Raw genomic sequence first — 22,888 nt, forward strand, 5'->3', positions numbered from 1 at the left:
ACGTGGAGGTATGCGGCAGCATACCTAAGTGCCAATCGTCACGGGAGAATCGGCACCACGCCGATGCCGAAGGAGCAACCGCCCCGGAAACTCTCAGGCCCAAGGACCGTGATGTGACCAAAAACTCTGGAGAGTGGCGCAGACGCGCCCGCCGAAGGGATAACGATCTCAGGCGGAAGGACAGAGGGGGCATCGGGCGCGGCGGTATGCCGTGCGGGGTGCCGGTATGGTCATTGGGACATCCGGAGCGACAAAAGGGGCGACCGGATGAGTGATTTGAAACGCACGGCATTGTACGATCTGCATGTTGAGCTTGGGGCCAAGATGGTGCCTTTTGCGGGCTATGACATGCCGGTTCAATACCCGATGGGGGTATTGAAAGAGCATCTGCACACCCGGGCCGAAGCCGGGCTCTTCGACGTCAGCCATATGGGGCAAGTCGTGGTGCGGGCCAAATCCGGGACATACGCCGATGCGGCGCTGGCAATGGAAACATTGGTGCCGGTTGATGTGCTGGGCCTGAGCGAGATGCGTCAGCGCTATGCAATGTTCACCAACGAGCAGGGCGGCATTCTGGACGATTTGATGCTGGCCAATCTGGGTGATCACTTGTTCGTCGTGGTTAACGCAGGCTGCAAGGATGCGGACATCGCACATATGAAAGCGGCATTGTCTGACACGTGCGATATCGAAGTTCTGGAAGACCGCGCATTGCTGGCTTTGCAGGGCCCAAAGGCCGCAGCGGCGTTGTCGCGGTTGCAGCCAGCCGTCGCAGACATGAAATTCATGGATGTAGCGCGCGATGTCGAAATCGCGGGCGTCAAGGTTGTCATGTCGCGGTCGGGTTATACCGGCGAAGATGGATATGAAATTTCAGTCGCAAATGGCGATGCGGTCACCCTCGCACGGGCGTTGCTGGCGCTGGACGAAGTCGCGCCGATTGGTCTGGGGGCGCGCGACAGTCTGCGTCTGGAGGGCGGTCTGTGCCTCTATGGCCATGACATTGATGAGGGTACGACCCCGGTTGAGGCTGCGCTGAACTGGGCAATCCAGAAGGTGCGTCGCACGGATGGTGACCGCGCGGGCGGTTTCCCCGGTGCCGATGTGGTGTTGGCGCAGCTGGCGGAGGGTGCCGGGCGCAAGCGGGTTGGGCTGTTGCCGGAAGGCCGCGCGCCGATGCGTGAAGGCGTGGTCCTTTTCGATGCCGCAGAGGGCGGCACCGAGGTGGGAAAAATTACGTCCGGTGGTTTTGGTCCGACAGCTGGTGGACCCATTGCCATGGGCTATGTCGCGGCGGGCAAGAGTGCTGTCGGCACGCCGCTGTGGGGTGAACTTCGCGGCAAACGCATGCCGCTTACAATTGCAAAGCTGCCGTTTGTTGCGGCAAACTTCAAAAGATAAACCAAGCATAGGGAAGACGACATGAAATTTACTGAAGAACACGAGTGGCTGCGCGTTGAGGGTGACGAAGTGGTGGTGGGCATCACGTCCCATGCCGCCGAGCAATTGGGCGACGTGGTTTTTGTCGAGTTGCCCGGCGAGGGCACAACCGTCAGCAAGGACGACGAAGTTGTGGTGATCGAAAGCGTTAAGGCAGCGTCAGATATTCTGGCCCCGATCGACGGCCAGATCACCGAAGTTAACACCCCGCTGACCGACAACCCCAGCATGGTGAATGACGACCCACAGGGCGAAGCATGGTTTTTCAAGATGAAGCCGAGCGATCCAAGCCAGATGGATGAGTTCATGGACGAGGCCGCCTACCAGAAGTTTATCGGGTAACGCCCGCAGCCCCCGCCGGAGCCTCCGGCGGGAGTTTATTCAGCAAAGTGAAACAAGGGGCCTGCGCCATGGTTTTCAAACCGACCGACTATTTGCCATATGATTTTGCCAACCGCCGTCACATTGGCCCATCGCCTGCCGAAATGGCGAAGATGTTGGAGACTGTGGGCGCAGACACCCTTGATGGTTTGATTGATGACACGCTGCCAAAGGCAATCCGGGCAAAAGAGCCCTTGGATTTCGGCAAGGCGATGTCGGAGCGTGAGGTGCTGGAGCACATGCGCGTTGTGGCGGGCAAGAACAAGGTTCTGACCTCGCTGATCGGGCAGGGTTATCACGGCACGGTGACGCCGCCTGCGATCCAGCGCAACATTCTGGAGAACCCTGCGTGGTACACGGCCTACACCCCGTATCAGCCTGAGATTTCACAAGGACGTCTTGAGGCGCTGCTGAACTTTCAGACCATGGTCAGTGATCTGACCGGGCTTGAGGTGGCCAATGCATCCCTGCTGGACGAGGCCACGGCCTGTGCCGAGGCGATGACCATGGCGCAGCGGGTTTCCAAGTCAAAGGCGACGGCATTTTTCGTCGACCGCGATTGCCACCCCCAGAACATCGCGGTGATGAAGACCCGCGCGGAACCTCTGGGGATCGAAGTTGTGGTGGGTGACCCTGACAAAATGGACGCCGAGACAGTCTTTGGCGCTATTTTCCAATATCCGGGCACGTACGGCCACGTGCGCGACTTTACCAAACATATTGCGGCGCTGCATGCTGCCAATGCCATTGGTGTCATTTCGGCTGATCCTCTGTCGCTGACGCTGTTGAAAGAGCCAGGCGAAATGGGAGCGGATATCGCCGTGGGCTCGACCCAGCGCTTTGGCGTACCCGAAGGTTACGGTGGGCCGCATGCGGCCTATATGGCGTGCAAAGAGGCGATGAAGCGCAATATGCCGGGGCGGATTGTGGGTGTGTCTATTGATGCCCATGGCAACCGCGCCTATCGGTTGAGCCTACAGACCCGCGAGCAGCACATCCGCCGCGAAAAGGCGACATCCAACGTCTGTACAGCGCAGGCGTTGCTGGCTGTTATGGCGTCGATGTATGCTGTGTTCCACGGGCCAGAGGGGCTCAAGGCGATTGCGCAGCGCATTCACCGCAAGGCGGTACGTTTGGCAAAAGGGCTGGAGGCCGCGGGCTTCAAAGTTGATCCGCAGGCGTTTTTCGACACGATCACAGTGGATGTCGGCCCCTTGCAGGCAGCGGTGATGAAATCGGCCGTGGATGAGGGCATCAACCTGCGCCGCGTGGGTGAGACCCGCGTGGGTATCTCTGTGGACGAGCGCACGCGGCCTGCCACGGTGGAGGCAGTTTGGCGGGCCTTTGGCATTGTGCAGGCAGACGATGACTTTACCCCAGATTACCGTGTGCCGGACAACATGCTGCGCACCAGTGCGTATCTGACCCATCCGATTTTCCACATGAACCGGGCCGAGACCGAGATGATGCGCTATATGCGTCGTCTTGCGGACCGTGATCTGGCGCTGGACCGTGCGATGATCCCGCTGGGGTCTTGCACGATGAAGCTGAACTCGGCCGCCGAGATGATGCCAGTGACTTGGCGCGAGTTTTCGTTGATCCACCCATATGTGCCTGCGGATCAGGCATTGGGGTACAAGGAAATGATCGACGATCTGTCGTCGAAACTGTGTGACATCACAGGCTATGATGCGATTTCGATGCAGCCAAATTCGGGCGCGCAGGGGGAGTATGCGGGGCTTTTGACCATTGCCGCCTATCACCGGGCGCAAGGCCAGGGGCATCGCAACATCTGCCTAATCCCGATGAGCGCGCATGGTACAAACCCCGCATCGGCGCAGATGGTGGGCTGGAAGGTTGTGGTGATCAAGACGGCGGCCAATGGGGACATTGATCTGGACGATTTCCGCGCCAAGGCCGAGCACCACAGCGAGAACCTTGCGGGCTGTATGATTACCTATCCGTCGACCCACGGTGTGTTTGAAGAAACCGTGCATGATGTAACGCGCATCACCCATGAACATGGTGGGCAGGTCTATATCGACGGGGCCAATATGAACGCGATGGTGGGGCTAAGCCGCCCCGGTGATCTGGGCGGCGACGTCAGCCACCTGAACCTGCACAAGACGTTTTGCATTCCGCATGGCGGCGGTGGCCCCGGCATGGGGCCGATCGGTGTGAAGTCTCACCTGATCCCGCATCTGCCGGGCCATCCGAACGATGAGGGTGCTGCCGTCTCTGCGGCGCCTTATGGCTCGCCATCGCTGTTGCCGATTTCGTGGTCTTACTGCCTGATGATGGGCGGTGACGGGCTGACGCAGGCGACGCGGGTGGCGATCTTGAATGCCAACTACATCGCCAAGCGGTTGGAGGGTGCGTTTGACGTTCTCTACAAGGGGCCGACGGGACGTGTGGCGCATGAATGTATCGTCGATGTGCGCCCGTTTGAGGACAGCGCTGGTGTGACCGTTGAGGATATTGCCAAGCGGCTAATCGACTGCGGATTCCATGCGCCAACGATGTCCTGGCCAGTTGCGGGTACGCTGATGGTCGAGCCGACGGAGAGCGAAACCAAGGCCGAGCTGGACCGGTTCTGTGATGCTATGCTGGCGATCCGGGCCGAGATTGCAGCGATTGAAGATGGCAAGATGGACCGCGACAACAACCCGCTCAAGAACGCGCCACATACTGTGGAGGATCTGGTTCTGGAGTGGGGCGATCGGCCCTATAGCCGCGAGCAGGGTTGTTTCCCTCCCGGTGCGTTCCGGGTCGACAAGTATTGGCCACCTGTGAACCGTGTTGACAACGTGCACGGGGACCGGAACCTGATCTGTACCTGTCCACCGATGGAAGACTACGCCGAAGCGGCGGAGTAAGGCGAAGCGGCGGAACTGGGGGGCCAGCCCCCCAAGGCCCCCCGAGGGTATTTAAGACTCAAAAAAGTTAGAAGGGCGCGGGGTTATTCCTGCGCCCTTAGCACGCCGGCGGGGCGGGTGTTGAGGGCTTGGATGGCAAAGCCGAGGCCAGCGAGGATCGTGGCCGCGACGCCGCCCAAGATGATCAGCAGGGCGTTTGGCCAGATCACGGTGAAGGAGGTCTCCATCACGTAATGGCTGACGGCCCAGCCGCCCGCGATCCCTGCAAGCAGCGCCACGCTGCCCGCAAACAGCCCCAGCAGGGCGGCGCGCAGAATGAAGCTGGCGGCGATCATCCGGCGGGACGCGCCGAGCGTTTTAAGCACGGCAGCCTCGTAGGTGCGGGCGTTTGCGCCAGCGGCGGCAGCACCGATCAGAACCAGGAAGCCAGTGAGCAGGGTGGCCATCGCGCCGTAGGAGGTGGCGGCGGCGAGGCCTGCCAGCACGGTGGCGACGCGGTCAATCGCATCGCGCACGCGGATGGCGGTGATGTTAGGGTACGCGCTGGCGAGGTCACGCAAGATGGCGACTTCGGCCTTTGGCTCGGCGTAGACGGTTGAGATGAAGGTATGCGGCGCGCCTTGAAGGGCGGCGGGGTTCATCGTGAGGACAAAGCCGATGCCAGCGGTGGAAAAATCGACCTCTTGAAAGCTGGTGATGGTGCCGGTGATGTCGCGGCCCAGCACGTTGATGGTGAGCGTGTCGCCAAGTGAGAGGCCAATCTCTTCGGCTTCTTCAGCGGCAAAGCTGATCTGGGGTGGCCCGGCGTAGTCTTTGGGCCACCATTCACCTTGGGTCAGCACCGTGCCATCACCCGGTAAGGCGGCATAGGTCACACCGCGGTCGCCGCGCACAACCCAGTGGTCGCCGGCCACCTCGCGCGCCGGTTTGTCGTTTATCGTGGTGATGACGCCGCGCAGCATTGGGGCGCTGTCAACCCGGGTGACGGCGGGGTCATCTGCCAGGCGCGCAGTATAGCCGGGCATTTGGTCTTTCTGAATATCGACAAAGAAATAAGAAGGCGCAACGTCGGGCAAGTTTCCAGAAATCGCCTGACGCAGATTGCCGTCGATCTGGCCGACGGCGGCGAGGACCGACAGGCCAAGGCCAAGCGACAGGACAACGGCACCTGCGCCTTCGCCGGGGCCCCCGATGGCGGCAAGCGCCCATCGCAGCCGGGGGTGCCCCCGCGCGCGCCGGGCTGCCACGCGCGAGAGCCAGCGCAGCAGTGTTGCTGCCAATGCCAGTAGCATCAGTGCGCCCGCGATGCCGCCGAGGGTGGATATGGTCAGCCACCATGAGCCGTTGAACCAGCCTGCGCTGCCGACCAGCGCCGCCACCAGCAGCGCCATTGTGATCAGATAGCGTGGCGCAGGCCAGCGCGGCGTGCCTTGCCATGCGTCGCGAAACAGGGTTGCGGCGCGAACTTCGGCGCTGCGGGCGAGGGGCCACAGAGTAAAGATAAGCGCGGTCAGAACGCCGTAGAGAGCCGCTTCGATTAGGGGAGCCGGGTAGAGCGTGAAACTCGCCGGTAGCGGCAGGCGAGACGTAATCAGCGGGGCAAGCAGGAGCGGCAGCCCCGCGCCGAGGATGAGGCCCAGCGCGATGCCGACCAGCGACAGAAGGCCAATCTGGATGAAATAGGTCTGAAAGATCGTGGCGCGGGTCGCCCCGAGCGCGCGTAGGGTGGCGATGACGCCAGTCTTGCCTTGTAGGTAGGCACGTACGGCGGCAGCAACCCCAACACCGCCTACGGCCAGACCGGACAGGCCGACAAGCACCAAAAACGCGCTGAGCCGTTCGACAAAACGCGCCACGCCGGGGGCGCCGTTGCGGGCGTCTGTCCAGCGCATCCCGGCGTCAGCGAATCGTTTCTGGGCCGCAGATTTCATCGGCGCAAGGGCCGTGTCGGGCGGAAGGTCGAGCCGGTATTTGCTGTTAAAGAGTGTACCGGGTGCCAGCAGGCCCGAGCCATCGAGAGCGGCGCGCAGCACCAAGGTGCGTGGGCCGAGGGCGAAGCCGCTGGCGGCGCTGTCGGGTTCACGCAAAATCAGGGCGGCGAGGCGAAAGCGCTGATCGCCAAGGGCAAACTCGTCACCGGGGGCCAAGCCAAGGCGGTCTGACAGGGCGCGTTCCATCACGGCGCCGGGTAGGCCATTCTGGTTTGCAAGCGCGGTGTCCAGCGGCATCGCCGGGTCCAGTACCATTTGGCCGATCAGGGGATAGGCACTGTCGACGGCTTTGACCTGCGTCAGGGCGCGGTCGGCGGTGTCCCCAGCGCCGACCACGGCCATGGACCGGAATTCGACCACTTCGGATAGTGCGTCGGCACGGATTTCCATCCACTCGCGCTCTTCCTGGGTGGCAAAGCGGTAGGTGAAATCAAGTTCGGCATCACCGCCCAAAAGCGCAGCACCCTCTTGTTTCAGCCCTGCATCAATCGCGGCGCGCACTGAACCGACAGCGGCAATTGCGGCGACGCCGAGGGCAAGGCACGCCAGCAAAAGACGGAAACCGTGCAGGCCGCCGCGCATTTCGCGTCGGGCAAAGCGGGCGGCGAGCCGAAGGCTCATGCAAGCCGCCCGTCGGCCAGACCCACCACACGATCACAGCGCGCTGCCAGTTCATCGGCGTGGGTGACCAGCACCAGCGTCGCGCCGTGACGATCGCGCAGGCCAAAGAGCAAATCCATAATCGCGGCGCCGTTAACGCTATCGAGATTACCTGTGGGTTCATCGGCGAGCAGGATCGCAGGACGCGGGGCGCAGGCGCGGGCCAGTGCCACACGCTGTTGTTCGCCCCCAGACATCTGCGCAGGGTAATGGTGGGTGCGGTGGCCAAGACCCACGGCCTCAAGTTCTTCGCGGGCGCGGTCAAAGGCATCAGTGTCGCCTGCCAGTTCCAGTGGCGTCGCGACGTTTTCAAGCGCGGTCATGGTGGGGATCAGGTGAAAGGATTGAAATACGATACCCATGCGCCCTTGGCGAAAGCGCGCCAGTGCATCCTCGTCCATTGTGCTGAGATCGTGGCCAAGTGCGGTGACAGTGCCGCCGGTGGCACGCTCGAGCCCGCCCATGACCATCAGCAGTGACGACTTGCCCGATCCCGATGGGCCGGTCAGGGCGAGGGTCTCGCCCGGCTCGACCTGTAACGATATGCCGCGCAAAATATCTACGGGTCCGGCATTGCCCTTGAGGCTTAGCATCACATCTTTGAGGTGGTAGACAGGATCAGTCACAGGGCCGCCTTTGGCTGGGGTCTTTGTTCGATATGGAGGTTGGCAGGCAATGCGCAAGGTATTGATCTCATTTGTTATGGTGTTCGCAGGGGCCGCGCAGGCGGATGAGGTCGTTATTGCGGCGCTTGGGGACAGCCTGACTCAGGGCTACGGCCTTCCGGCGGAAGACGGATTTGTACCGCAGTTGCAAGCCTGGCTGGATGCGCAGGGGACCGATGTGCGCCTGATCAACGCGGGGGTGTCGGGTGACACGACAGCAGGGGGGCTGGCGCGGGTCGATTGGACGCTGACGCCGGATGTGGAGGGAATGATCGTAACCTTGGGGGGGAATGATCTGTTGCGCGGGTTGTCACCCGCGCAGGCACGCGCAAACCTGAACGGGATATTGGATGCAGCAGATCGCGCCAAGGTCGACGTATTATTGGTGGGAATGACCGCCCCGACTAACTTTGGTGCCGGGTACAAAACGGGATTTGATGCGCTCTATCCAGACCTGGCTGACAACCACGGTGCCGCACTCTATCCAGATTTCTTTTCCGGGTTGCTGGCCGGCGATGTAGCGCGCGCTGATGCCTTGCGCCTGTACTTTCAGCCCGATGGCATTCACCCAAATGCGGTTGGGGTGGCACGGATCGTCGCGGACATTGGTCCTGCGGTGGCCGAACTGGCCCAGCGGATCGCTGCGCAAACAGACAACTGAAACGAAAACGGACGCCGTGGCGTCCGTCTAAAATTCTTATGCTGTGCCGGGCTTATGCCAGCGACAGGTTGCTTGCGCTTTCGCGGCCATCCCGGCCTGCTTCTACGTCAAAAGTCACCTTTTGATTGTCTGCAAGACCGGTCAGCCCTGCGCGTTCGACTGCGGAAATATGGACAAAAATGTCCTTTCCGCCGCCGTCAGGCGCGATAAAGCCGAAGCCTTTTGTTGTGTTGAACCATTTTACGGTGCCAGATGCCATGACCCATATCTCCGTTACTTGTTCTGCCCGCAGGATGCGGCAGCGTGGCTCTGTCGAATTCTTGATCGGACCAAAGCCATAGGGCAACCGGGTCGATATTTCTTCGCGTCGCAGCTCTGATATTGGAATCTTATTCACCAAAATCAAGGAAATTTGGCAGAGCGCAGGTGACAGGCGGGTGTTTGCCCATGAAATTTCACATCCCTGAAATAATTTTACCAGTTGATAAAAAAATGATTCCGTGAGAGCGTTTTGCAACAGCACAAGAAACGCAGGGGAGTTTATAATGGCACGTGATGTCTTTGAGCCGGGGATCGTACCGGGGCGGCTTGATCCGCAAAGCTATGAAACCGGGTTTTCGGACCTGCACCCGCCTTTGGGAGAACACGAGGCGTTGGTGGCTGCGGATCGGTGCTACTTTTGCCATGATGCACCCTGTATTACGGCCTGTCCGACGGATATCGACATTCCACTTTTCATTCGTCAAATCGCGACCGGCACGCCAGATGCGGCGGCCAAAACGATCCTGAGCCAGAACATTCTGGGCGGCATGTGCGCGCGAGTCTGTCCTACCGAAACGCTGTGCGAGCAGGCCTGTGTACGTGAATTGGCCGAGGGCAAGCCGGTGTTGATCGGTCAGTTGCAGCGCTATGCCACGGATCACCTGCAGGCGCAGGGCAAGCACCCGTTTGTTCGGGCGGAACCGACGGGCAAGCGCGTGGCGGTTGTCGGGGCCGGGCCGTCGGGCTTGTCCTGTGCACACCGTTTGGCGATGCTGGGACATGATGTGGTGATCCACGATGCGCGACCAAAACCCGGTGGGCTGAACGAATACGGCATCGCGGCCTACAAAACGCCTGATGGCTTTGCGCAGGGCGAGGTTGATTGGCTGATGCAGATCGGTGGGATCACCATCAAGAACAATACGGCATTAGGGCGGGACGTGACGCTTGATGCGCTGACGTCTGACTTTGACGCGGTTTTCCTTGGGCTTGGCCTTGTTGGGGTCAATGCACTGGGAGCCGAGGGCGAGGACAAGGTGGGGGTCGCCAATGCGGTGGATTTCATCGCAGACCTGCGCCAGGCAGGCGACATGGGCACGGTTCCCATCGGCCGTGATGTGGTGGTGATCGGCGGCGGAATGACTGCAGTGGATGCGGCAGTGCAAGCCAAGCTGTTGGGCGCGCTGAACGTGACACTTGTGTACCGTCGCGGCCGGGACAGGATGAACGCAAGCCCGTTCGAGCAGGATCTGGCTGCCAGCAATGGGGTGCGGATCGTGACACATGCGGTGCCTGTGGCGGTGCATGGCAACGGTGCGGTGCGCGAGATTGAATTTGAATATGTCGATGAGGCGATGAAAGGCACTGGGCAGATGCTGCGACTTGCGGCGGATCAGGTGTTCAAAGCCATCGGGCAAACGCTGATGGGCGACGGGCTGCCCGCGCTTGAGGGTCGCAAGATCAAGGTCGACGCGGCAGGGAGGACATCAATCAAGGGTGTCTGGGCCGGTGGTGATTGCGCCAGCGGCGGTGACGATTTGACGGTGACAGGCGTGGCCGAGGGCCGCGATGCGGCAATGGATATTCACAAGGCGTTGGTGGGCTAAGCCCAGTTCGACGGGAGGAACGAAAATGGCAGATCTGAGAAGCGACTTTATCGGGATCAAATCCCCCAACCCGTTCTGGCTGGCTTCTGCGCCGCCAACGGACAAGGAATACAACGTGCGCCGCGCCTTTGAGGCAGGCTGGGGCGGCGTCGTGTGGAAGACACTGGGCATGGAGGGCCCGCCGGTGGTGAACGTCAACGGTCCGCGCTACGGTGCAATCTACGGCGCCGACCGTCGGCTTTTGGGGCTGAACAACATTGAGTTGATCACTGACCGCCCGCTCGAGGTCAACCTGCAAGAGATGAAGGTGGTCAAACGTGACTATCCTGACAGGGCGCTGATCGCGTCCATCATGGTGCCTTGCGAAGAGGAGGAATGGAAGGCGATCCTGCCGCGCGTTGAGGAAACCGGCGTTGACGGGATCGAACTGAATTTTGGCTGCCCGCATGGTATGGCCGAACGCGGTATGGGCAGTGCCGTGGGGCAAGTGCCGGAATATATCGAGATGGTCACCCGCTGGTGCAAGATGTACTCGCGGATGCCGGTGATCGTAAAGCTGACGCCCAACATCACCAATGTTCTTTATCCGGCAGAGGCTGCGAAACGTGGCGGGGCGGATGCGGTGAGCCTGATCAACACGATCAATTCGATCACATCCGTCGATCTGGACTGTTTCGCACCGGAACCAATGATTGATGGCAAGGGCACCCATGGTGGCTATTGTGGCCCAGCGGTGAAACCGATCGCGCTGAACATGGTCGCCGAGATTGCGCGCAACCCGGCGACTGCGGATCTGCCGATTTCGGGCATCGGCGGGGTGACCACATGGCGTGACGCGGCTGAGTTTTTGGCGCTGGGTGCAGGGAACGTACAGGTTTGTACGGCGGCGATGACCTATGGCTTCAAGGTGGTGCAGGAAATGATTTCGGGCCTCAGCGATTATATGGACGAGAAGGGGCTGACCTCGGTCGACCAGATCGTGCGCCGCGCCGTGCCGAATGTGACCGACTGGAATCAGCTAAACCTGAACTACATCGCCAAGGCAGAGATCAATCAGGACCTTTGCATTTCTTGCGGCCGGTGCTTTGCCGCTTGTGAGGACACAAGCCATCAGGCAATCGCCATGTCCGAAGACCGCGTGTTCAGCGTGATCGACGATGAATGTGTCGCCTGTAACCTTTGCGTGAATGTCTGCCCGGTCGAAGATTGTATCTCGATGGTGCCGATGGCCGCAGGGCAAACGGACCCGCGCACGGGCAAGGTGGTCCAGTCAGATTATGCCAACTGGACCACGCATCCGAATAACCCGAGTGCAACCGCAGCAGAGTGACGCAACCGGTCTGATCACTGCCTCCTGAGATAGGGCGAGGTCGGCAACGGGTCAGGCATCTGATTGGCGGCCTCGCGCACCTCTTGGCTGGTGTTGATCACTTCGGGCACCGCGGGGCGCCCGTCAGATACCGCGTTCTGGCGTTTGGCCTCTATCAGGGCAAGCGCGCCGTCACGCGCCATCTGTTCCGTTCGCGCCGCGGCATTCGCCGTGGCCTGTGCCGTAACCACAGAGCGTGGCGTGGCATCTGATCGGCGGATGGCGGACGCGGGTTGTCGTGCCCCTTCGCCCCCGGCACCGCTGCCGGAACCGGAGTAGCTTGTTGAATTGCCGGATGTTTGGCTGTCTGGAGACGTTCGCGCGGGGGGCACGGCATCTGGCCCGGCGCTTTCGCTGGAGGCGTGCCCTGATTGCGCGCCGTCTGCTTGGGTTGGAGGCGGCTGTTGTGCCGCCCACGGATTCGTCAAAAGAATAGCACTCATGTCTGCTCCTCATGCTGCTGAAGGAGCCCTCACCCGCGTCGAATCTGCGCCTTTGAGGTTAACAAACGCTAAATGGGTGGGATGTTCTGGCATCGTGGTAAATGGTTTGGGGGGTCAGGACTGGTCCTTAACACCCAATAGCCCGCCGAACATCGCTTGAAGATGGGCCGCAGCGCGATCATGGGACGCGCCGCCGTCCAGAAGAACTTGCACCTGCACCTCGAAATCCGCATAGTGCTGTGTGGTCGCCCAGATCGAAAAGATCAGGTGCTGCGGGTCCAGCAGGGGCAGTTTTCCCGCAGTTACCCAGCCCGCGATAACGGCACATTTTTCGTCGAACAGGGGTTTGAGATGACTGTGCAGTTGCGGCGCTATTCGCGGCGCGCCTTGCAGGATTTCATTGGCGAACAAGCGGCTTTCGCGGGGCAGATCACGGGCCATGTCGAGCTTGCGCTGGACGTAATCGAGTATCTCAGTGCGCGGATCGCCGGCCGGATCTAGTTCGACAAGCGGGTCAAGCCAGGTCTCCATCAGATGCGACAACAGGGTCACGTGGATGTCTTCCTTGCCGCTGAAATAATACAGGATATTCGGTTTGCTCAGCCCCGCCTCTTCGGCAATCTGATCCAGAGTGGCGCCGCGAAAGCCGTGTCGCGAGAACACTTCGAGGGCGGCATCCAGAATCATCCGGCGGTTACGACGTTGGATGCGGCTGGGTTTCTTGATCGTGCCATCGTGCAAGGGAGCGCTCCTAAGAGTTGTGCCGCGAAAAGAGGCGGTTGGCCAATCTGCGGCGGCTTGTTTCAAACCAGTTCTTGACAGAACCTAGCCTAGCCGCAATCGTGGATTTACCAAATGGTAAAAAAATATGACGGCAAATGCCGCTGACGGAGGAGTAAACAATGCCCGCACCCGGAGAGAACCTGAAGATCAATCCTGACCGTTTGTGGGATACTCTGATGGAGATGGCCAAGATCGGTCCCGGTGTTGCAGGTGGCAACAACCGCCAGACGCTGACAGACGCCGATGGCGAGGGTCGCGCGTTGTTCCAAAGGTGGTGCGAGGATGCCGGTTGCGAGATGGGGCTGGATCAGATGGGCAACATGTTCGCTCGTCGTGAAGGCACGGACCCTGATGCCCTGCCGGTATATGTGGGGTCGCATCTGGACACACAGCCGACGGGCGGGAAATATGATGGGGTGCTGGGCGTTCTCGGCGGGTTGGAGATTATCCGCACGCTGAGCGATCTGGGGATCAAGACGAAGCACCCGATCGTCGCGACCAATTTCACCAACGAAGAAGGCACGCGCTATGCACCTGCGATGTTGTCGTCTGGTGTCTTTGCCGGGATTCATACGCAGGATTGGGCTTATGGCCGCGTTGATGCCGAGGGTAAGTCCTTTGGTGATGAGTTGAAGCGGATCGGCTGGCGCGGTGAAGAAGAGGTCGGCGCGCGCAAGATGCATGCATTCTTTGAGCTGCATATCGAGCAAGGGCCGATACTGGAGGCCGAGGGCAAGGATATCGGCGTGGTCACCCATGGGCAGGGGTTGAGCTGGACGCAGATCACCGTGACCGGCAAGGACAGCCACACCGGCAGCACGCCGATGCCGATGCGGTACGACGCGGGGCTGGGTATGGCGCGGATATTGGAAAAGGTGAATGAGATTGCGCTCAGCCATGCGCCCCACGCAGTTGGTGCCGCGGGGCATATTGATGTCTACCCCAACTCGCGCAACGTGATCCCCGGCAAGGTGGTGTTCACGGTTGATTTCCGATCCCCAGAACTGGCTGTGATCGAAGACATGGAGGCACGGTTGCGCGACGCAGGGCAGAAGATTGCTGATGACATGGGGTTGGGCATTGAGTTTGAAAAAGTTGGCGGGTTTGATCCGGTCGCCTTTGACGAGAGCTGTGTGTCGGCTGTACGTAGCGCGGCGGAGCGGCTGGGTTACAGTCACATGGACCTGATTTCGGGCGCCGGGCATGATGCGTGCTGGATCAACCGTGTGGCGCCGACTGCGATGGTGATGTGTCCTTGTGTGGATGGGTTGAGCCACAATGAGGCGGAAGAGATATCCAAGGAATGGGCGATGGCGGGCGCGGACGTGCTGCTGCATGCGGTTTTAGAAACGGCGCAAGTTGTGAGCTGATCTGTCTGGATTGGCCAAGGGTCAACCTCCAAAGGTAAGGGAATTGCGGGCCAGCCTCCGACCCCTCCGGAATAATTAAGGCTAAAAAGAACAAGGGAGAGTTGTGATGAGCAAAGTCATTAAGGGCGGCACAGTCTGTACGGCGGACAGAACGTGGAAGGCGGATGTGCTGATCGAGGGCGAGAAGATCGTGCGGATAGGCGAGGACCTGGTGGGGGATGAATACATCGACGCCGAAGGCGCCTATGTGATCCCGGGTGGCATTGACCCGCATACGCATCTTGAGATGCCCTTTATGGGGACCACAGCGGCAGAAACCTTTGAGAGCGGCACCTGGGCGGCGGCGGCGGGGGGCACCACGATGGTGGTGGATTTCTGCCTGCCGGGGGCTGATGGGTCGATCAAAAACGCGATCAACGAATGGCACCGCAAGAGCGCGCCGCAGATTTGCAGCGACATCGGTTATCATATGGCGATCACCGGCTGGAACGAGAGCGTTTTCAACGAGATGAAAGATGCTGTCGACATGGGGGTAAACTCGTTCAAGCACTTCATGGCCTACAAGGGCGCCTTGATGATCGAGGACGATGAGATGTTCGCCTCTTTCAAGCGCTGTGCCGAACTGGGCGCTTTGCCGATGGTACATGCCGAGAACGGTGATCTGGTGGCCGAGTTGCAGCAGAAATATTTCGATCTGGGCATTACCGGGCCAGAGGGTCATGCGTACAGCCGTCCTCCGGAATTAGAAGGCGAGGCAGCGAACCGAGCGATCACCATTGCCGATACCGCAGGTGTGCCGCTGTACATCGTGCATGTGTCTTGTGAACAGACCCACGAGGCGATCCGGCGGGCGCGGCAAAAGGGGATGCGGGTGTACGGCGAGCCGCTGATCCAGTTCCTTACCTTGGACGAGAGCGAGTATTTCAACAAGGATTGGGACCACGCGGCACGCCGAGTGATGAGCCCGCCGTTCCGCAGCAAGGATCACCAGGACAGCCTTTGGGCTGGGTTGCAGTCGGGGTCGTTGCAGGTGGTGGCGACCGATCATGCGGCATTCAACACCGAGCAAAAGCGCGCGGGCCGCAATGATTTTAGGATTATTCCAAACGGTTCCAATGGGTTAGAGGAACGTCTGGCCGTGCTCTGGACCGAGGGTGTGGAAACGGGGCGTCTGACGCCGAATGAATTTGTCGCGGCGACCAGCACCAATGTGGCAAAGATTCTGAACATCTATCCTCGTAAAGGCGCTATTGTTGAAGGCGCAGATGCCGACATCGTGGTCTGGGACCCAAAGATCAGCAAGACAATCAGCCCCGCGAACCATCATTCGGTGCTGGATTACAATGTATTCGAAGGTTTCGAGGTCAAGGCTCAGAGCCGTTACACCCTAAGCCGCGGTGAGGTGATCTGGGCATGGGGGCAGAACAGCCAGCCGCAGCCGGGGCGTGGCAAGTTTATCCCACGGCCTGCCTTCCCCAGCGCCAATGTGGCGCTGAGCAAGTGGAAGGAACTGAACAGCCCGAAGATGATCAAGCGTGATCCGCTGAATATACCTGCGGGGATATAACCGCCAAACAGCGCCAATACTGAAACGGTAAAGTGCCGCGCCAAAAGCGGCCTGCCAATGGGGAAGTGAACTTCGTGAATGACAGCCAGAGCGTAATAAGCGCCAGCAATCTAGACCTGACCTTTCAAACCAATGATGGGCCAATCCATGCGTTGAAGGACGTGAACCTAGAGATCAACAAGGGTGATTTTGTCAGCTTTATCGGGCCGTCGGGCTGTGGCAAGACCACGTTCCTGCGGGTGATGGCCGATCTTGAACAGCCCACCGGCGGCACTGTTCTGATCAATGGGGTAACGCCGGAGCAGGCGCGTAAATCGCGGGCCTACGGTTACGTGTTCCAGGCTGCGGGGCTCTATCCGTGGCGCACCATCGGGGGCAATATCCGCCTGCCGCTCGAGATTATGGGCATTCCCAAAGCCGAACAGGCCGAGCGGGTGAAGCGGGTACTGGAGCTGGTTGAGCTGGACGGGTTTGAAAAGAAGTTCCCCTGGCAATTATCGGGCGGCATGCAGCAGCGGGCAAGCATCGCCCGCGCGCTGAGCTTTGATGCCGACATCCTGCTGATGGACGAACCCTTTGGTGCGCTGGACGAGATCGTGCGTGACCATTTGAACGAACAATTGTTGAGGCTGTGGGCGCGGACCGAAAAGACCATCGCCTTTGTCACACATTCGATCCCCGAAGCGGTCTATCTCAGCACCAAGATCGTCGTGATGAGCCCGCGACCGGGGCGTATCACCGATGTGATCGACAGCCCTCTGCCCAAGGAACGGCCGTTGGACATTCGTGATACGCAGGCTTTTCTGGACGTGGCGCATCGGGTGCGCGAAGGGTTGCGGGCGGGGCATGGCGATGTTTGACAGTATATGCGCGTCCGTCGGGGTCGTGAGTTTTTCTGGCGGGATAAAACCGGGGGGCAGGGCATGAGGCGTAGCATACTGCCTGTTCTGACCGTCGTGAGCGCGTTGTTTGTCCTGTGGTATGCCGCCGCTATCTGGCTGAACACGCCATGGGCGCAGGACCGGGCTGCGCGGGCGGGAGAAACACTGAGCATGCAGGCGCTGGTGGCTGATACCTGGGCGCAGGATAAACCCAAGTTACCGGCCCCGCATCAGGTGGCGATTGAGCTGTGGCAGACCGTGGCGGAAAAGAAAATCACGTCGAAGCGGTCTTTGGTTTACCATTCCTGGGTGACGTTAAGCGCAACGTTGTTGGGGTTTGTAATGGGCACAGTGCTGGGCACGTTATTAGCCGTTGGCATCGTGTTTAACCGCACGATGGATATGTCACTGATGCCTTGGGTTATTGCCAGCCAGACCATCCCGATCCTGGCGATTGCGCCGATGATCATCGTCGTCTTGAACGCCGTGGGTGTGTCGGGCCTGCTTCCCAAGGCGATGATCAGCATGTATCTATCGTTTTTCCCCGTCGTCGTGGGCATGGTCAAAGGGTTGCGCAGCCCGGATCAGATGCAGCTAGACCAGATGCGCACCTGGCATGCCAGCGGCGCGCAGACATTCTGGAACCTGCGCTTGCCGGCGTCGATGCCGTACTTCTTTACATCGCTCAAGATCGGCATGGCTGCGTCCTTGGTGGGGGCGATTGTCGGTGAATTGCCAACGGGTGCTGTGGCCGGATTGGGCGCGCGACTGCTTGCGGGCAGTTATTACGGGCAGACCATTCAAATCTGGAGCGCGCTGATCATGGCCGCTGCCTTGGCCGCGGCGCTGGTGGGTACGATCGGAATTATCCAGCGCGTCACGTTGAAACGGATGGGGATGGCATGATGGGCTGGTTGTTTTTCGCACTTGGTGCCTGGGTGCTGGGTTGGTGGGTAAACCATCTGCTGGCGCGATATCCGCACCAGCGCTGGGCGCAGTTGGCCGCGCCGATTGTTTTTGGCCTGACCCTGATCGCCATCTGGGAAGGCGTGGTGCACGGGTTGGACATCAACCAGGTGCTTCTGCCTGCACCGTCGGTGATCGCCGCGCGCTTTGCTGTGTCGTTGGATATCCTGTGGGTGGATTTTGTGCAGACGGTAATCAAGGGCGCGCTGTCGGGGTATGCAATCGGCTGTGGCGCGGCGTTTTTGATTGCAGTAGCAATTGACCGCTATCCGTTTTTGCAGCGCGGTCTGTTGCCGGTCGGCAATTTTGTCGCCGCTTTACCGGTGATTGGCATGGCCCCGATTCTGGTGATGTGGTTCGGTTTTGACTGGCAGTCCAAAGCGGCTGTTGTCGTTGTCATGGTATTTTTTCCAATGCTGGTGAACACTGTACAGGGGTTGCAGGCCAGCGATGCAATGCAGCGCGATCTGATGCGGACCTATGCGGCAGGCTATTGGCGCACGTTGTTCAAGCTACGCCTGCCCGCGGCGATGCCTTTTGTCTTTAACGGGCTTAAGATCGCGTCGACGCTGGCATTGATCGGGGCGATTGTTGCCGAATTTTTCGGCTCTCCGATCAAGGGCATGGGGTTTCGCATCTCGACATCGGTCGGGCAGCTTGCGCTTGATCTGGTCTGGGCCGAGATTGTTGTGGCGGCAATTGCCGGATCGGCGTTTTATGGCATCATGGCGTTGATCGAGGGCCGGGTAACATTCTGGCACCCGAGCCAGCGAAGCTAAATACAAGAAGACGACCAACCAAGAGGGAGAATAACAAATGAAAAATATCACCAAGATTACAGCAGGGGCGGCCGTGGGCCTTTGGGGAAGCATGGCGCAGGCAGCGGATGATCTGACCTTGCAGTTGAAATGGGTCACACAGGCGCAGTTCGGCGGGTATTACGTGGCGCTGGACAAAGGTTTCTACGAAGAAGAGGGTCTAAACGTCACGATCAAACCGGGTGGGCCGGATATTGCGCCGGTTCAGGTTCTGCTGGGTGGCGGGGCCGATGTCATGGTGGATTGGCTGCCCTCCGCGCTGGCCGCGCGCGAAAAGGGCGCCCCGATCGTGAACATCGCGCAGCCCTTTGCCAAATCCGGGCTGATGCTGACCTGTCTTAAGGAACACGGGATTGAAAAGCCGGAAGATTTCCCGGGCCACACGCTGGGGACATGGTTTTTCGGTAACGAAATCCCACTGCTGAGCTGGATGGGGAAATTGGGTTATTCGACCGATGGATCGGACGGTGGAGTGACTATTCAAAAGATCAACTTTAACGTCGACCCGCTGCTGCAAAAGCAGGTCGAATGCGCAACCACCATGACCTACAACGAATATTGGCAGGTCATTGATGCCGGGCTAACGCCAGAAGATCTGGTCGTCTTTAAATACGAAGACGAGGGCATCTCGACGCTCGAGGATGGCCTGTATACCACCGAAGAAAATCTGGCCGATCCTGAAATGCAGGACAAGTTGGTGCGCTTTGTGCGGGCGTCGATGAAGGGCTGGAAGTACGCCGAGGAAAACACGGACGAGGCGGCGGAGATCGTGCTGGAAAACGATCAGACAGGCGCACAGACCGAAGAGCATCAGAAGCGTATGATGGGTGAGATTGCCAAGCTGACGGCTGGCAGTAACGGGGCGCTGGACGAGGCCGCGTTTGAGCGCAGTGCGACCATCACCATGGAGGGTGGCATGATTACCAAAGCGCCAGAAGGGGCCTGGACACATGATATCACTGACAAAGCGTTGAACTAAACCTTATGAGATAGAGCGTGAAAGGCCGGGAGCGATCCCGGCCTTTTGCATTTGGGGGCTGATAAGATCGGTTCAGCGCCACACCGGACCGCAAGTATTGTGCGCCGAAAGGCTTGGGCCAGATATTTTTATTGAATTTCCTAATTTTCTGCTAAGTTTGTTTCCCTAATGGGAGCTTGTGAATGGGGTCGTGATGGAAACGAGTCGGCTTGCCAGTTTGCAACTAGAAGTGCCGCGGCTCGAAGACGCGGCGGACCGTGTGCTCGATCAATTGAGCGCGGCTGTCTATACAACGGACAGTGCGGGCGTGATCACCTACTACAATCGTGCCGCCGCCGAGCTTTGGGGAGATAAGCCTGTTATCGGGTCGGCCCATTGGTGTGGGTCATTTCGGATTTACGAACAGGACGGGCGTGTTTTGCCCCATGATGCCTGTCCAATGGCGATATGTTTGAAATCGGGGAAAGGTATCGCGAGCGCCGAAATTGTTGTTGAGCGACCAAACGGTGAAATGCGTAATGTGATGGTGTCGCCGCAGCCTATCTTTAACGAGGCTGGCACCTTGATCGGCGCGGTTAATACACTGACGGATGTCACCGCGCTGCGCACCACGCAAGAGCAGCAACATAGCAGTGCATCGCTGGTTGGCTCCATCCTCGACTTCAGCAATGACTGCATCAAGATCCTAGCGCTAGATGGCAGTCTGAAGTCTATCAACCCCTGTGGCTGTCGCAGCCTTGAGGTGGACGACCCCGGGCAGGCACTGGGTCTCAGTTATTTTGACTTCTGGCAGCGCGAGGACGGAAAACTGGCGCGCAAAGCTGCGGCCGAAGCGTTAAAGTCCGGTGAGAGCGCATTTGTCGGCACCTACACAAGCAGTTCTGGCAAGGTCACGATCTGGGACGAGAGGATATCGGTGATCAACGATGCGGCTGGCGCGCCGAAAGGGTTTGTCGTGATCTCGCGCGACGTGACCGGCGAGCTTCGGGAAGCCGAGCGCAAATCCAAGCAATTAAAACAGCAAAAATCACTGACCGAAATTGGCGCACTGGCCCTGCGAAATGACCCGTTCGAGGATTTTATGGCGGCAACGGTGGCGCTGATGGCCGATGCATTGGCGGTGCCGATGGTCAAAATCCTAGGGTTTTCGGATCAAGCAGATCATCTGGTGTTGCTGGCTGGGGTTGGCTGGCACGATGGACTGGTTGGCGCAGCACAGGTCGGCATAGATCAGGAATCGCAGGCGGGCTATACGTTGTTGGCCGATGCACCTGTGGTCGTCACCGATCTATCAACTGAAACGCGGTTCAGTGGGCCACCCCTGTTATTCGAACACGGTGTCGTCAGTGGATTAAGTGTATCTATTCCGGGCATCAAAAGCCGCGCCTTTGGTGTGCTAGGTGTGCACGATGCAGTAGCGCATGAATTTACAGAAAGTGACGTGGATTATGTCGTGTCGGTGGCGAACCTCATCGCCAGTTGCCACCGCCTGCAAGACGCTACCCAGAACCAATTCTTGCTGACGCGTGAGATTGCTCATCGGGCGGGCAATCTGCTGCAAATGGTAAATTCGATCTTTAATCACACGGTACGTGCCTCTGCCGACTTGGGCGAGGCCAAAAGCAAGTTTGAAAAGCGCTTGGCGCATATGTCACGGTCCAACATGCTGGTCAGCGGTGACGGTTGGACCAAGACACAGGTGAGGGCGCTGGTCGAAACGACGCTGGAACCGTTCATGGCGATACTGGATATGGCCGGGCGCGATGTGTTGCTATCTGCTGACCTGAGCTTTGATTTGGGGCTGGTACTGCATGAATTGGCGACGAATTCGGCCAAATATGGTGCATTTACCGGCGATAGTGGGCGGGTTGCTGTCAGCTGGACGGTGACCAAGGGCTCAAATGGCGATCGCGAGTTCTGCCTGATTTGGTGCGATCATAAACAAGTTGAAACGACCAAATGTGCCGGAACCGGCTTTGGTACGAAACTCATTCATCAATTGATCGAGCGTAAATGGTCGGGCCACATCGAAACTGTGCTCGAGCCGAACTTCACCTGCACCATTAGGCTGCCGTTGCAGGATGGCTAACCACACGCGATTGCGTTTGGCATAAAAAAGGGGGCCGACGTTCCCGTCGACCCCTTTAGATCCAGCAATCTGGATCGGTTCAGAGAACGGTCACGACAGTACCAATCGGCACACGATTATAAAGGTCGATCACATGTTCGTTCAGCATTCGGATGCAACCGCTGGATACTGATCGACCGATTGAATTCGGCTGCGTCGTTCCGTGAATTCGGTAATACGTGTCGCGCCCGTTCTGGAACAGGTACAATGCACGTGCGCCCAGTGGATTGCCGGGGCCGCCGGGTTGGGCTTCGGTATTGCCAATAAAGCGTTTGTAGGCGCTTGGATCACGTTCGATCATCTCGTCCGTAGGACGCCACGTGGGCCATTCTTTCTTGACGCGGATGTTTGCAGTTCCGGTGAATTCCAGACCTGCTTTGCCCACGCCGACACCGTAGCGCATGGCTTGGCCCGGGGCGGTCACGAAATACAGGTAGTGGCTGCGCGGCAGGACAAGCAACTGGCCGGGCGAATACTGTGCCTTGATTGGGACCACTTGGGGTTTCGGATCATAGGCGGCTGTCTGGGCAATGCCCACGGCAGGTAGGGCTGTCGCGGCGAAGGTGCTGGCAAGAAAAGTACGGCGGCGCATAGCATGCTCCAATAAATTAGTTGAGTTAGAGATATTGTGGCACGGGCACTGATTTTGGCAACCCTGAGCCATAAAAAAACCGACCAACCGTTGCCGGTTGGTCGGTAAAATCTGCGTGTGGGGCCATGGCCCCGCTGACCCTTAGGCCAGTGCGATGTTAGTCGCGGATTCGCGACCGTCACGGCCGGCTTCGATGTCGAAAGTCACTTTCTGGTTGTCGGCCAGGCCTGTGAGGCCAGCGCGCTCAACAGCAGAGATGTGCACGAACACGTCTTTGCTGCCGCCATCGGGTGCGATAAAGCCGAAGCCTTTAGTTGTATTGAACCATTTTACGGTGCCAGTGGCCATATCCGTAGTCTCCATTTTAAACGCCATCCGCGGTGTGCGATGGCCCGGCGTGGTTGGTCTGGATCGATAGACTGAGCGCCGTGTAAGGGAGACAGTGGGTCG

At 59.3% G+C, this 22,888-nt stretch carries 20 protein-coding genes and 1 riboswitch; of the genes, 13 read left to right on the top strand and 7 right to left on the bottom strand.

From position 1 onward, the window contains the following. Positions 1-31 precede the first annotated feature (31 nt). Positions 32-119, top strand: a riboswitch (glycine riboswitch). 148 nt (positions 120-267) lie between these two features. The 3 genes from gcvT (at position 268) to gcvP (ending at position 4,697) form a co-directional block, all read left to right on the top strand. Beyond that, positions 268-1,401: a glycine cleavage system aminomethyltransferase GcvT gene (gcvT, locus tag AC1965_RS02585; RefSeq protein WP_483885749.1), complete on the top strand. Its 1,134-nt coding sequence runs from the start codon at positions 268-270 to the stop codon at positions 1,399-1,401. A gap of 21 nt (positions 1,402-1,422) precedes the next feature. Then, positions 1,423-1,782, top strand: coding sequence for a glycine cleavage system protein GcvH (gene gcvH, locus AC1965_RS02590; protein WP_483885750.1), 360 nt, complete (start codon positions 1,423-1,425; stop codon positions 1,780-1,782). 68 nt (positions 1,783-1,850) lie between these two features. Further along, positions 1,851-4,697 (top strand): aminomethyl-transferring glycine dehydrogenase, encoded by a 2,847-nt coding sequence (gcvP, locus tag AC1965_RS02595; protein ID WP_483885751.1) that lies wholly within the window; start codon positions 1,851-1,853, stop codon positions 4,695-4,697. Positions 4,698-4,780: 83 nt separating this feature from the next. On the opposite strand, the gene AC1965_RS02600 is transcribed toward gcvP, so the two are convergent. Together AC1965_RS02600 and AC1965_RS02605 are read right to left on the bottom strand one after the other, a co-directional pair. Further along, a complete protein-coding gene (locus AC1965_RS02600; protein WP_483885752.1) occupies positions 4,781-7,309 on the bottom strand; it encodes an ABC transporter permease in 2,529 nt (842 codons plus the stop codon). Beyond that, positions 7,306-7,974: an ABC transporter ATP-binding protein gene (locus AC1965_RS02605; RefSeq protein WP_483885753.1), complete on the bottom strand. Its 669-nt coding sequence runs from the start codon at positions 7,972-7,974 to the stop codon at positions 7,306-7,308. Before AC1965_RS02605 ends, AC1965_RS02600 begins: the two co-directional genes overlap by 4 nt. Before the next feature lie 49 nt (positions 7,975-8,023). Between AC1965_RS02605 and AC1965_RS02610 the strand changes: the two genes are divergently transcribed. Continuing rightward, positions 8,024-8,674: an arylesterase gene (locus AC1965_RS02610; RefSeq protein WP_483885754.1), complete on the top strand. Its 651-nt coding sequence runs from the start codon at positions 8,024-8,026 to the stop codon at positions 8,672-8,674. 52 nt (positions 8,675-8,726) lie between these two features. Here the strand turns inward: AC1965_RS02610 and AC1965_RS02615 are convergent, their stop codons facing one another. Further along, on the bottom strand, positions 8,727-8,933 hold the full coding sequence (locus AC1965_RS02615) for a cold-shock protein (protein WP_483886967.1): 207 nt from the start codon (positions 8,931-8,933) through the stop codon (positions 8,727-8,729). A gap of 286 nt (positions 8,934-9,219) precedes the next feature. On the opposite strand from AC1965_RS02615, the gene AC1965_RS02620 reads away from it, so the two are divergent. Further along, complete coding sequence (locus AC1965_RS02620; protein ID WP_483885755.1) at positions 9,220-10,542, top strand: NAD(P)-dependent oxidoreductase; 1,323 nt, start codon at positions 9,220-9,222, stop codon at positions 10,540-10,542. A gap of 25 nt (positions 10,543-10,567) precedes the next feature. Then, the gene (gene preA / locus AC1965_RS02625; RefSeq protein WP_483885756.1) at positions 10,568-11,872 is read left to right on the top strand and encodes an NAD-dependent dihydropyrimidine dehydrogenase subunit PreA; all 1,305 of its coding nucleotides are present in this window, start codon (positions 10,568-10,570) and stop codon (positions 11,870-11,872) included. Positions 11,873-11,886: 14 nt separating this feature from the next. On the opposite strand, the gene AC1965_RS02630 is transcribed toward preA, so the two are convergent. Both AC1965_RS02630 and AC1965_RS02635 read right to left on the bottom strand, forming a co-directional pair. Continuing rightward, positions 11,887-12,354, bottom strand: a complete 468-nt coding sequence (locus tag AC1965_RS02630; RefSeq protein WP_483885757.1) for a hypothetical protein — start codon at positions 12,352-12,354, stop codon at positions 11,887-11,889. 114 nt (positions 12,355-12,468) lie between these two features. Then, positions 12,469-13,041: a TetR family transcriptional regulator C-terminal domain-containing protein gene (locus AC1965_RS02635; protein ID WP_483886968.1), complete on the bottom strand. Its 573-nt coding sequence runs from the start codon at positions 13,039-13,041 to the stop codon at positions 12,469-12,471. 215 nt (positions 13,042-13,256) lie between these two features. On the opposite strand from AC1965_RS02635, the gene AC1965_RS02640 reads away from it, so the two are divergent. The 7 genes from AC1965_RS02640 to AC1965_RS02670 all read left to right on the top strand — a co-directional run bounded on the left by AC1965_RS02640 (position 13,257) and on the right by AC1965_RS02670 (position 21,807). Then, entirely contained in the window at positions 13,257-14,507 is a 1,251-nt protein-coding gene (locus tag AC1965_RS02640; RefSeq protein WP_483885758.1) for a Zn-dependent hydrolase, read from the top strand. Between the two features lie 106 nt (positions 14,508-14,613). Next, positions 14,614-16,074 carry a dihydropyrimidinase gene (hydA, locus tag AC1965_RS02645; protein WP_483885759.1) on the top strand — a complete coding sequence of 487 codons (1,461 nt, stop codon included), beginning with the start codon at positions 14,614-14,616 and terminating at the stop codon, positions 16,072-16,074. Positions 16,075-16,148: 74 nt separating this feature from the next. Beyond that, positions 16,149-16,934 carry an ABC transporter ATP-binding protein gene (locus AC1965_RS02650; RefSeq protein ID WP_483885760.1) on the top strand — a complete coding sequence of 262 codons (786 nt, stop codon included), beginning with the start codon at positions 16,149-16,151 and terminating at the stop codon, positions 16,932-16,934. A 63-nt stretch (positions 16,935-16,997) separates the two neighbouring features. After that, positions 16,998-17,861 (top strand): ABC transporter permease, encoded by an 864-nt coding sequence (locus tag AC1965_RS02655; RefSeq protein ID WP_483885761.1) that lies wholly within the window; start codon positions 16,998-17,000, stop codon positions 17,859-17,861. After that, positions 17,861-18,700, top strand: coding sequence for an ABC transporter permease (locus AC1965_RS02660; RefSeq protein WP_483886969.1), 840 nt, complete (start codon positions 17,861-17,863; stop codon positions 18,698-18,700). Before AC1965_RS02655 ends, AC1965_RS02660 begins: the two co-directional genes overlap by 1 nt. A 37-nt stretch (positions 18,701-18,737) precedes the next feature. Then, on the top strand, positions 18,738-19,718 hold the full coding sequence (locus AC1965_RS02665) for an ABC transporter substrate-binding protein (protein ID WP_483885762.1): 981 nt from the start codon (positions 18,738-18,740) through the stop codon (positions 19,716-19,718). 193 nt (positions 19,719-19,911) lie between these two features. Further along, positions 19,912-21,807: a PAS domain-containing sensor histidine kinase gene (locus tag AC1965_RS02670; protein ID WP_483885763.1), complete on the top strand. Its 1,896-nt coding sequence runs from the start codon at positions 19,912-19,914 to the stop codon at positions 21,805-21,807. A gap of 79 nt (positions 21,808-21,886) precedes the next feature. On the opposite strand, the gene AC1965_RS02675 is transcribed toward AC1965_RS02670, so the two are convergent. Beyond that, positions 21,887-22,438 (bottom strand): L,D-transpeptidase, encoded by a 552-nt coding sequence (locus AC1965_RS02675; protein ID WP_483885764.1) that lies wholly within the window; start codon positions 22,436-22,438, stop codon positions 21,887-21,889. A gap of 141 nt (positions 22,439-22,579) precedes the next feature. Then, positions 22,580-22,786, bottom strand: a complete 207-nt coding sequence (locus AC1965_RS02680) for a cold-shock protein (protein WP_007117950.1) — start codon at positions 22,784-22,786, stop codon at positions 22,580-22,582. Positions 22,787-22,888 lie beyond the last annotated feature (102 nt).

This window comes from Sulfitobacter sp. KMM 9851 (genome assembly GCF_057178245.1).

Bases quoted from the DNA above. Each gene is read 5' to 3' on its own strand.
- AC1965_RS02655 (WP_483885761.1), top strand. From the start codon at position 16,998: ATGAGGCGTAGCATACTGCCTGTTCTGACCGTCGTGAGCGCGTTGTTT.
- AC1965_RS02620 (WP_483885755.1), top strand. From the start codon at position 9,220: ATGGCACGTGATGTCTTTGAGCCGGGGATCGTACCGGGGCGGCTTGAT.
- AC1965_RS02600 (WP_483885752.1), bottom strand. From the start codon at position 7,309: ATGAGCCTTCGGCTCGCCGCCCGCTTTGCCCGACGCGAAATGCGCGGC.
- AC1965_RS02660 (WP_483886969.1), top strand. From the start codon at position 17,861: ATGGGCTGGTTGTTTTTCGCACTTGGTGCCTGGGTGCTGGGTTGGTGG.
- gcvT (WP_483885749.1), top strand. From the start codon at position 268: ATGAGTGATTTGAAACGCACGGCATTGTACGATCTGCATGTTGAGCTT.
- AC1965_RS02675 (WP_483885764.1), bottom strand. From the start codon at position 22,438: ATGCGCCGCCGTACTTTTCTTGCCAGCACCTTCGCCGCGACAGCCCTA.
- hydA (WP_483885759.1), top strand. From the start codon at position 14,614: ATGAGCAAAGTCATTAAGGGCGGCACAGTCTGTACGGCGGACAGAACG.
- AC1965_RS02680 (WP_007117950.1), bottom strand. From the start codon at position 22,786: ATGGCCACTGGCACCGTAAAATGGTTCAATACAACTAAAGGCTTCGGC.
- preA (WP_483885756.1), top strand. From the start codon at position 10,568: ATGGCAGATCTGAGAAGCGACTTTATCGGGATCAAATCCCCCAACCCG.
- AC1965_RS02640 (WP_483885758.1), top strand. From the start codon at position 13,257: ATGCCCGCACCCGGAGAGAACCTGAAGATCAATCCTGACCGTTTGTGG.
- AC1965_RS02630 (WP_483885757.1), bottom strand. From the start codon at position 12,354: ATGAGTGCTATTCTTTTGACGAATCCGTGGGCGGCACAACAGCCGCCT.
- AC1965_RS02665 (WP_483885762.1), top strand. From the start codon at position 18,738: ATGAAAAATATCACCAAGATTACAGCAGGGGCGGCCGTGGGCCTTTGG.
- AC1965_RS02610 (WP_483885754.1), top strand. From the start codon at position 8,024: ATGCGCAAGGTATTGATCTCATTTGTTATGGTGTTCGCAGGGGCCGCG.
- gcvH (WP_483885750.1), top strand. From the start codon at position 1,423: ATGAAATTTACTGAAGAACACGAGTGGCTGCGCGTTGAGGGTGACGAA.
- gcvP (WP_483885751.1), top strand. From the start codon at position 1,851: ATGGTTTTCAAACCGACCGACTATTTGCCATATGATTTTGCCAACCGC.
- AC1965_RS02635 (WP_483886968.1), bottom strand. From the start codon at position 13,041: ATGATTCTGGATGCCGCCCTCGAAGTGTTCTCGCGACACGGCTTTCGC.
- AC1965_RS02615 (WP_483886967.1), bottom strand. From the start codon at position 8,933: ATGGCATCTGGCACCGTAAAATGGTTCAACACAACAAAAGGCTTCGGC.
- AC1965_RS02670 (WP_483885763.1), top strand. From the start codon at position 19,912: ATGGAAACGAGTCGGCTTGCCAGTTTGCAACTAGAAGTGCCGCGGCTC.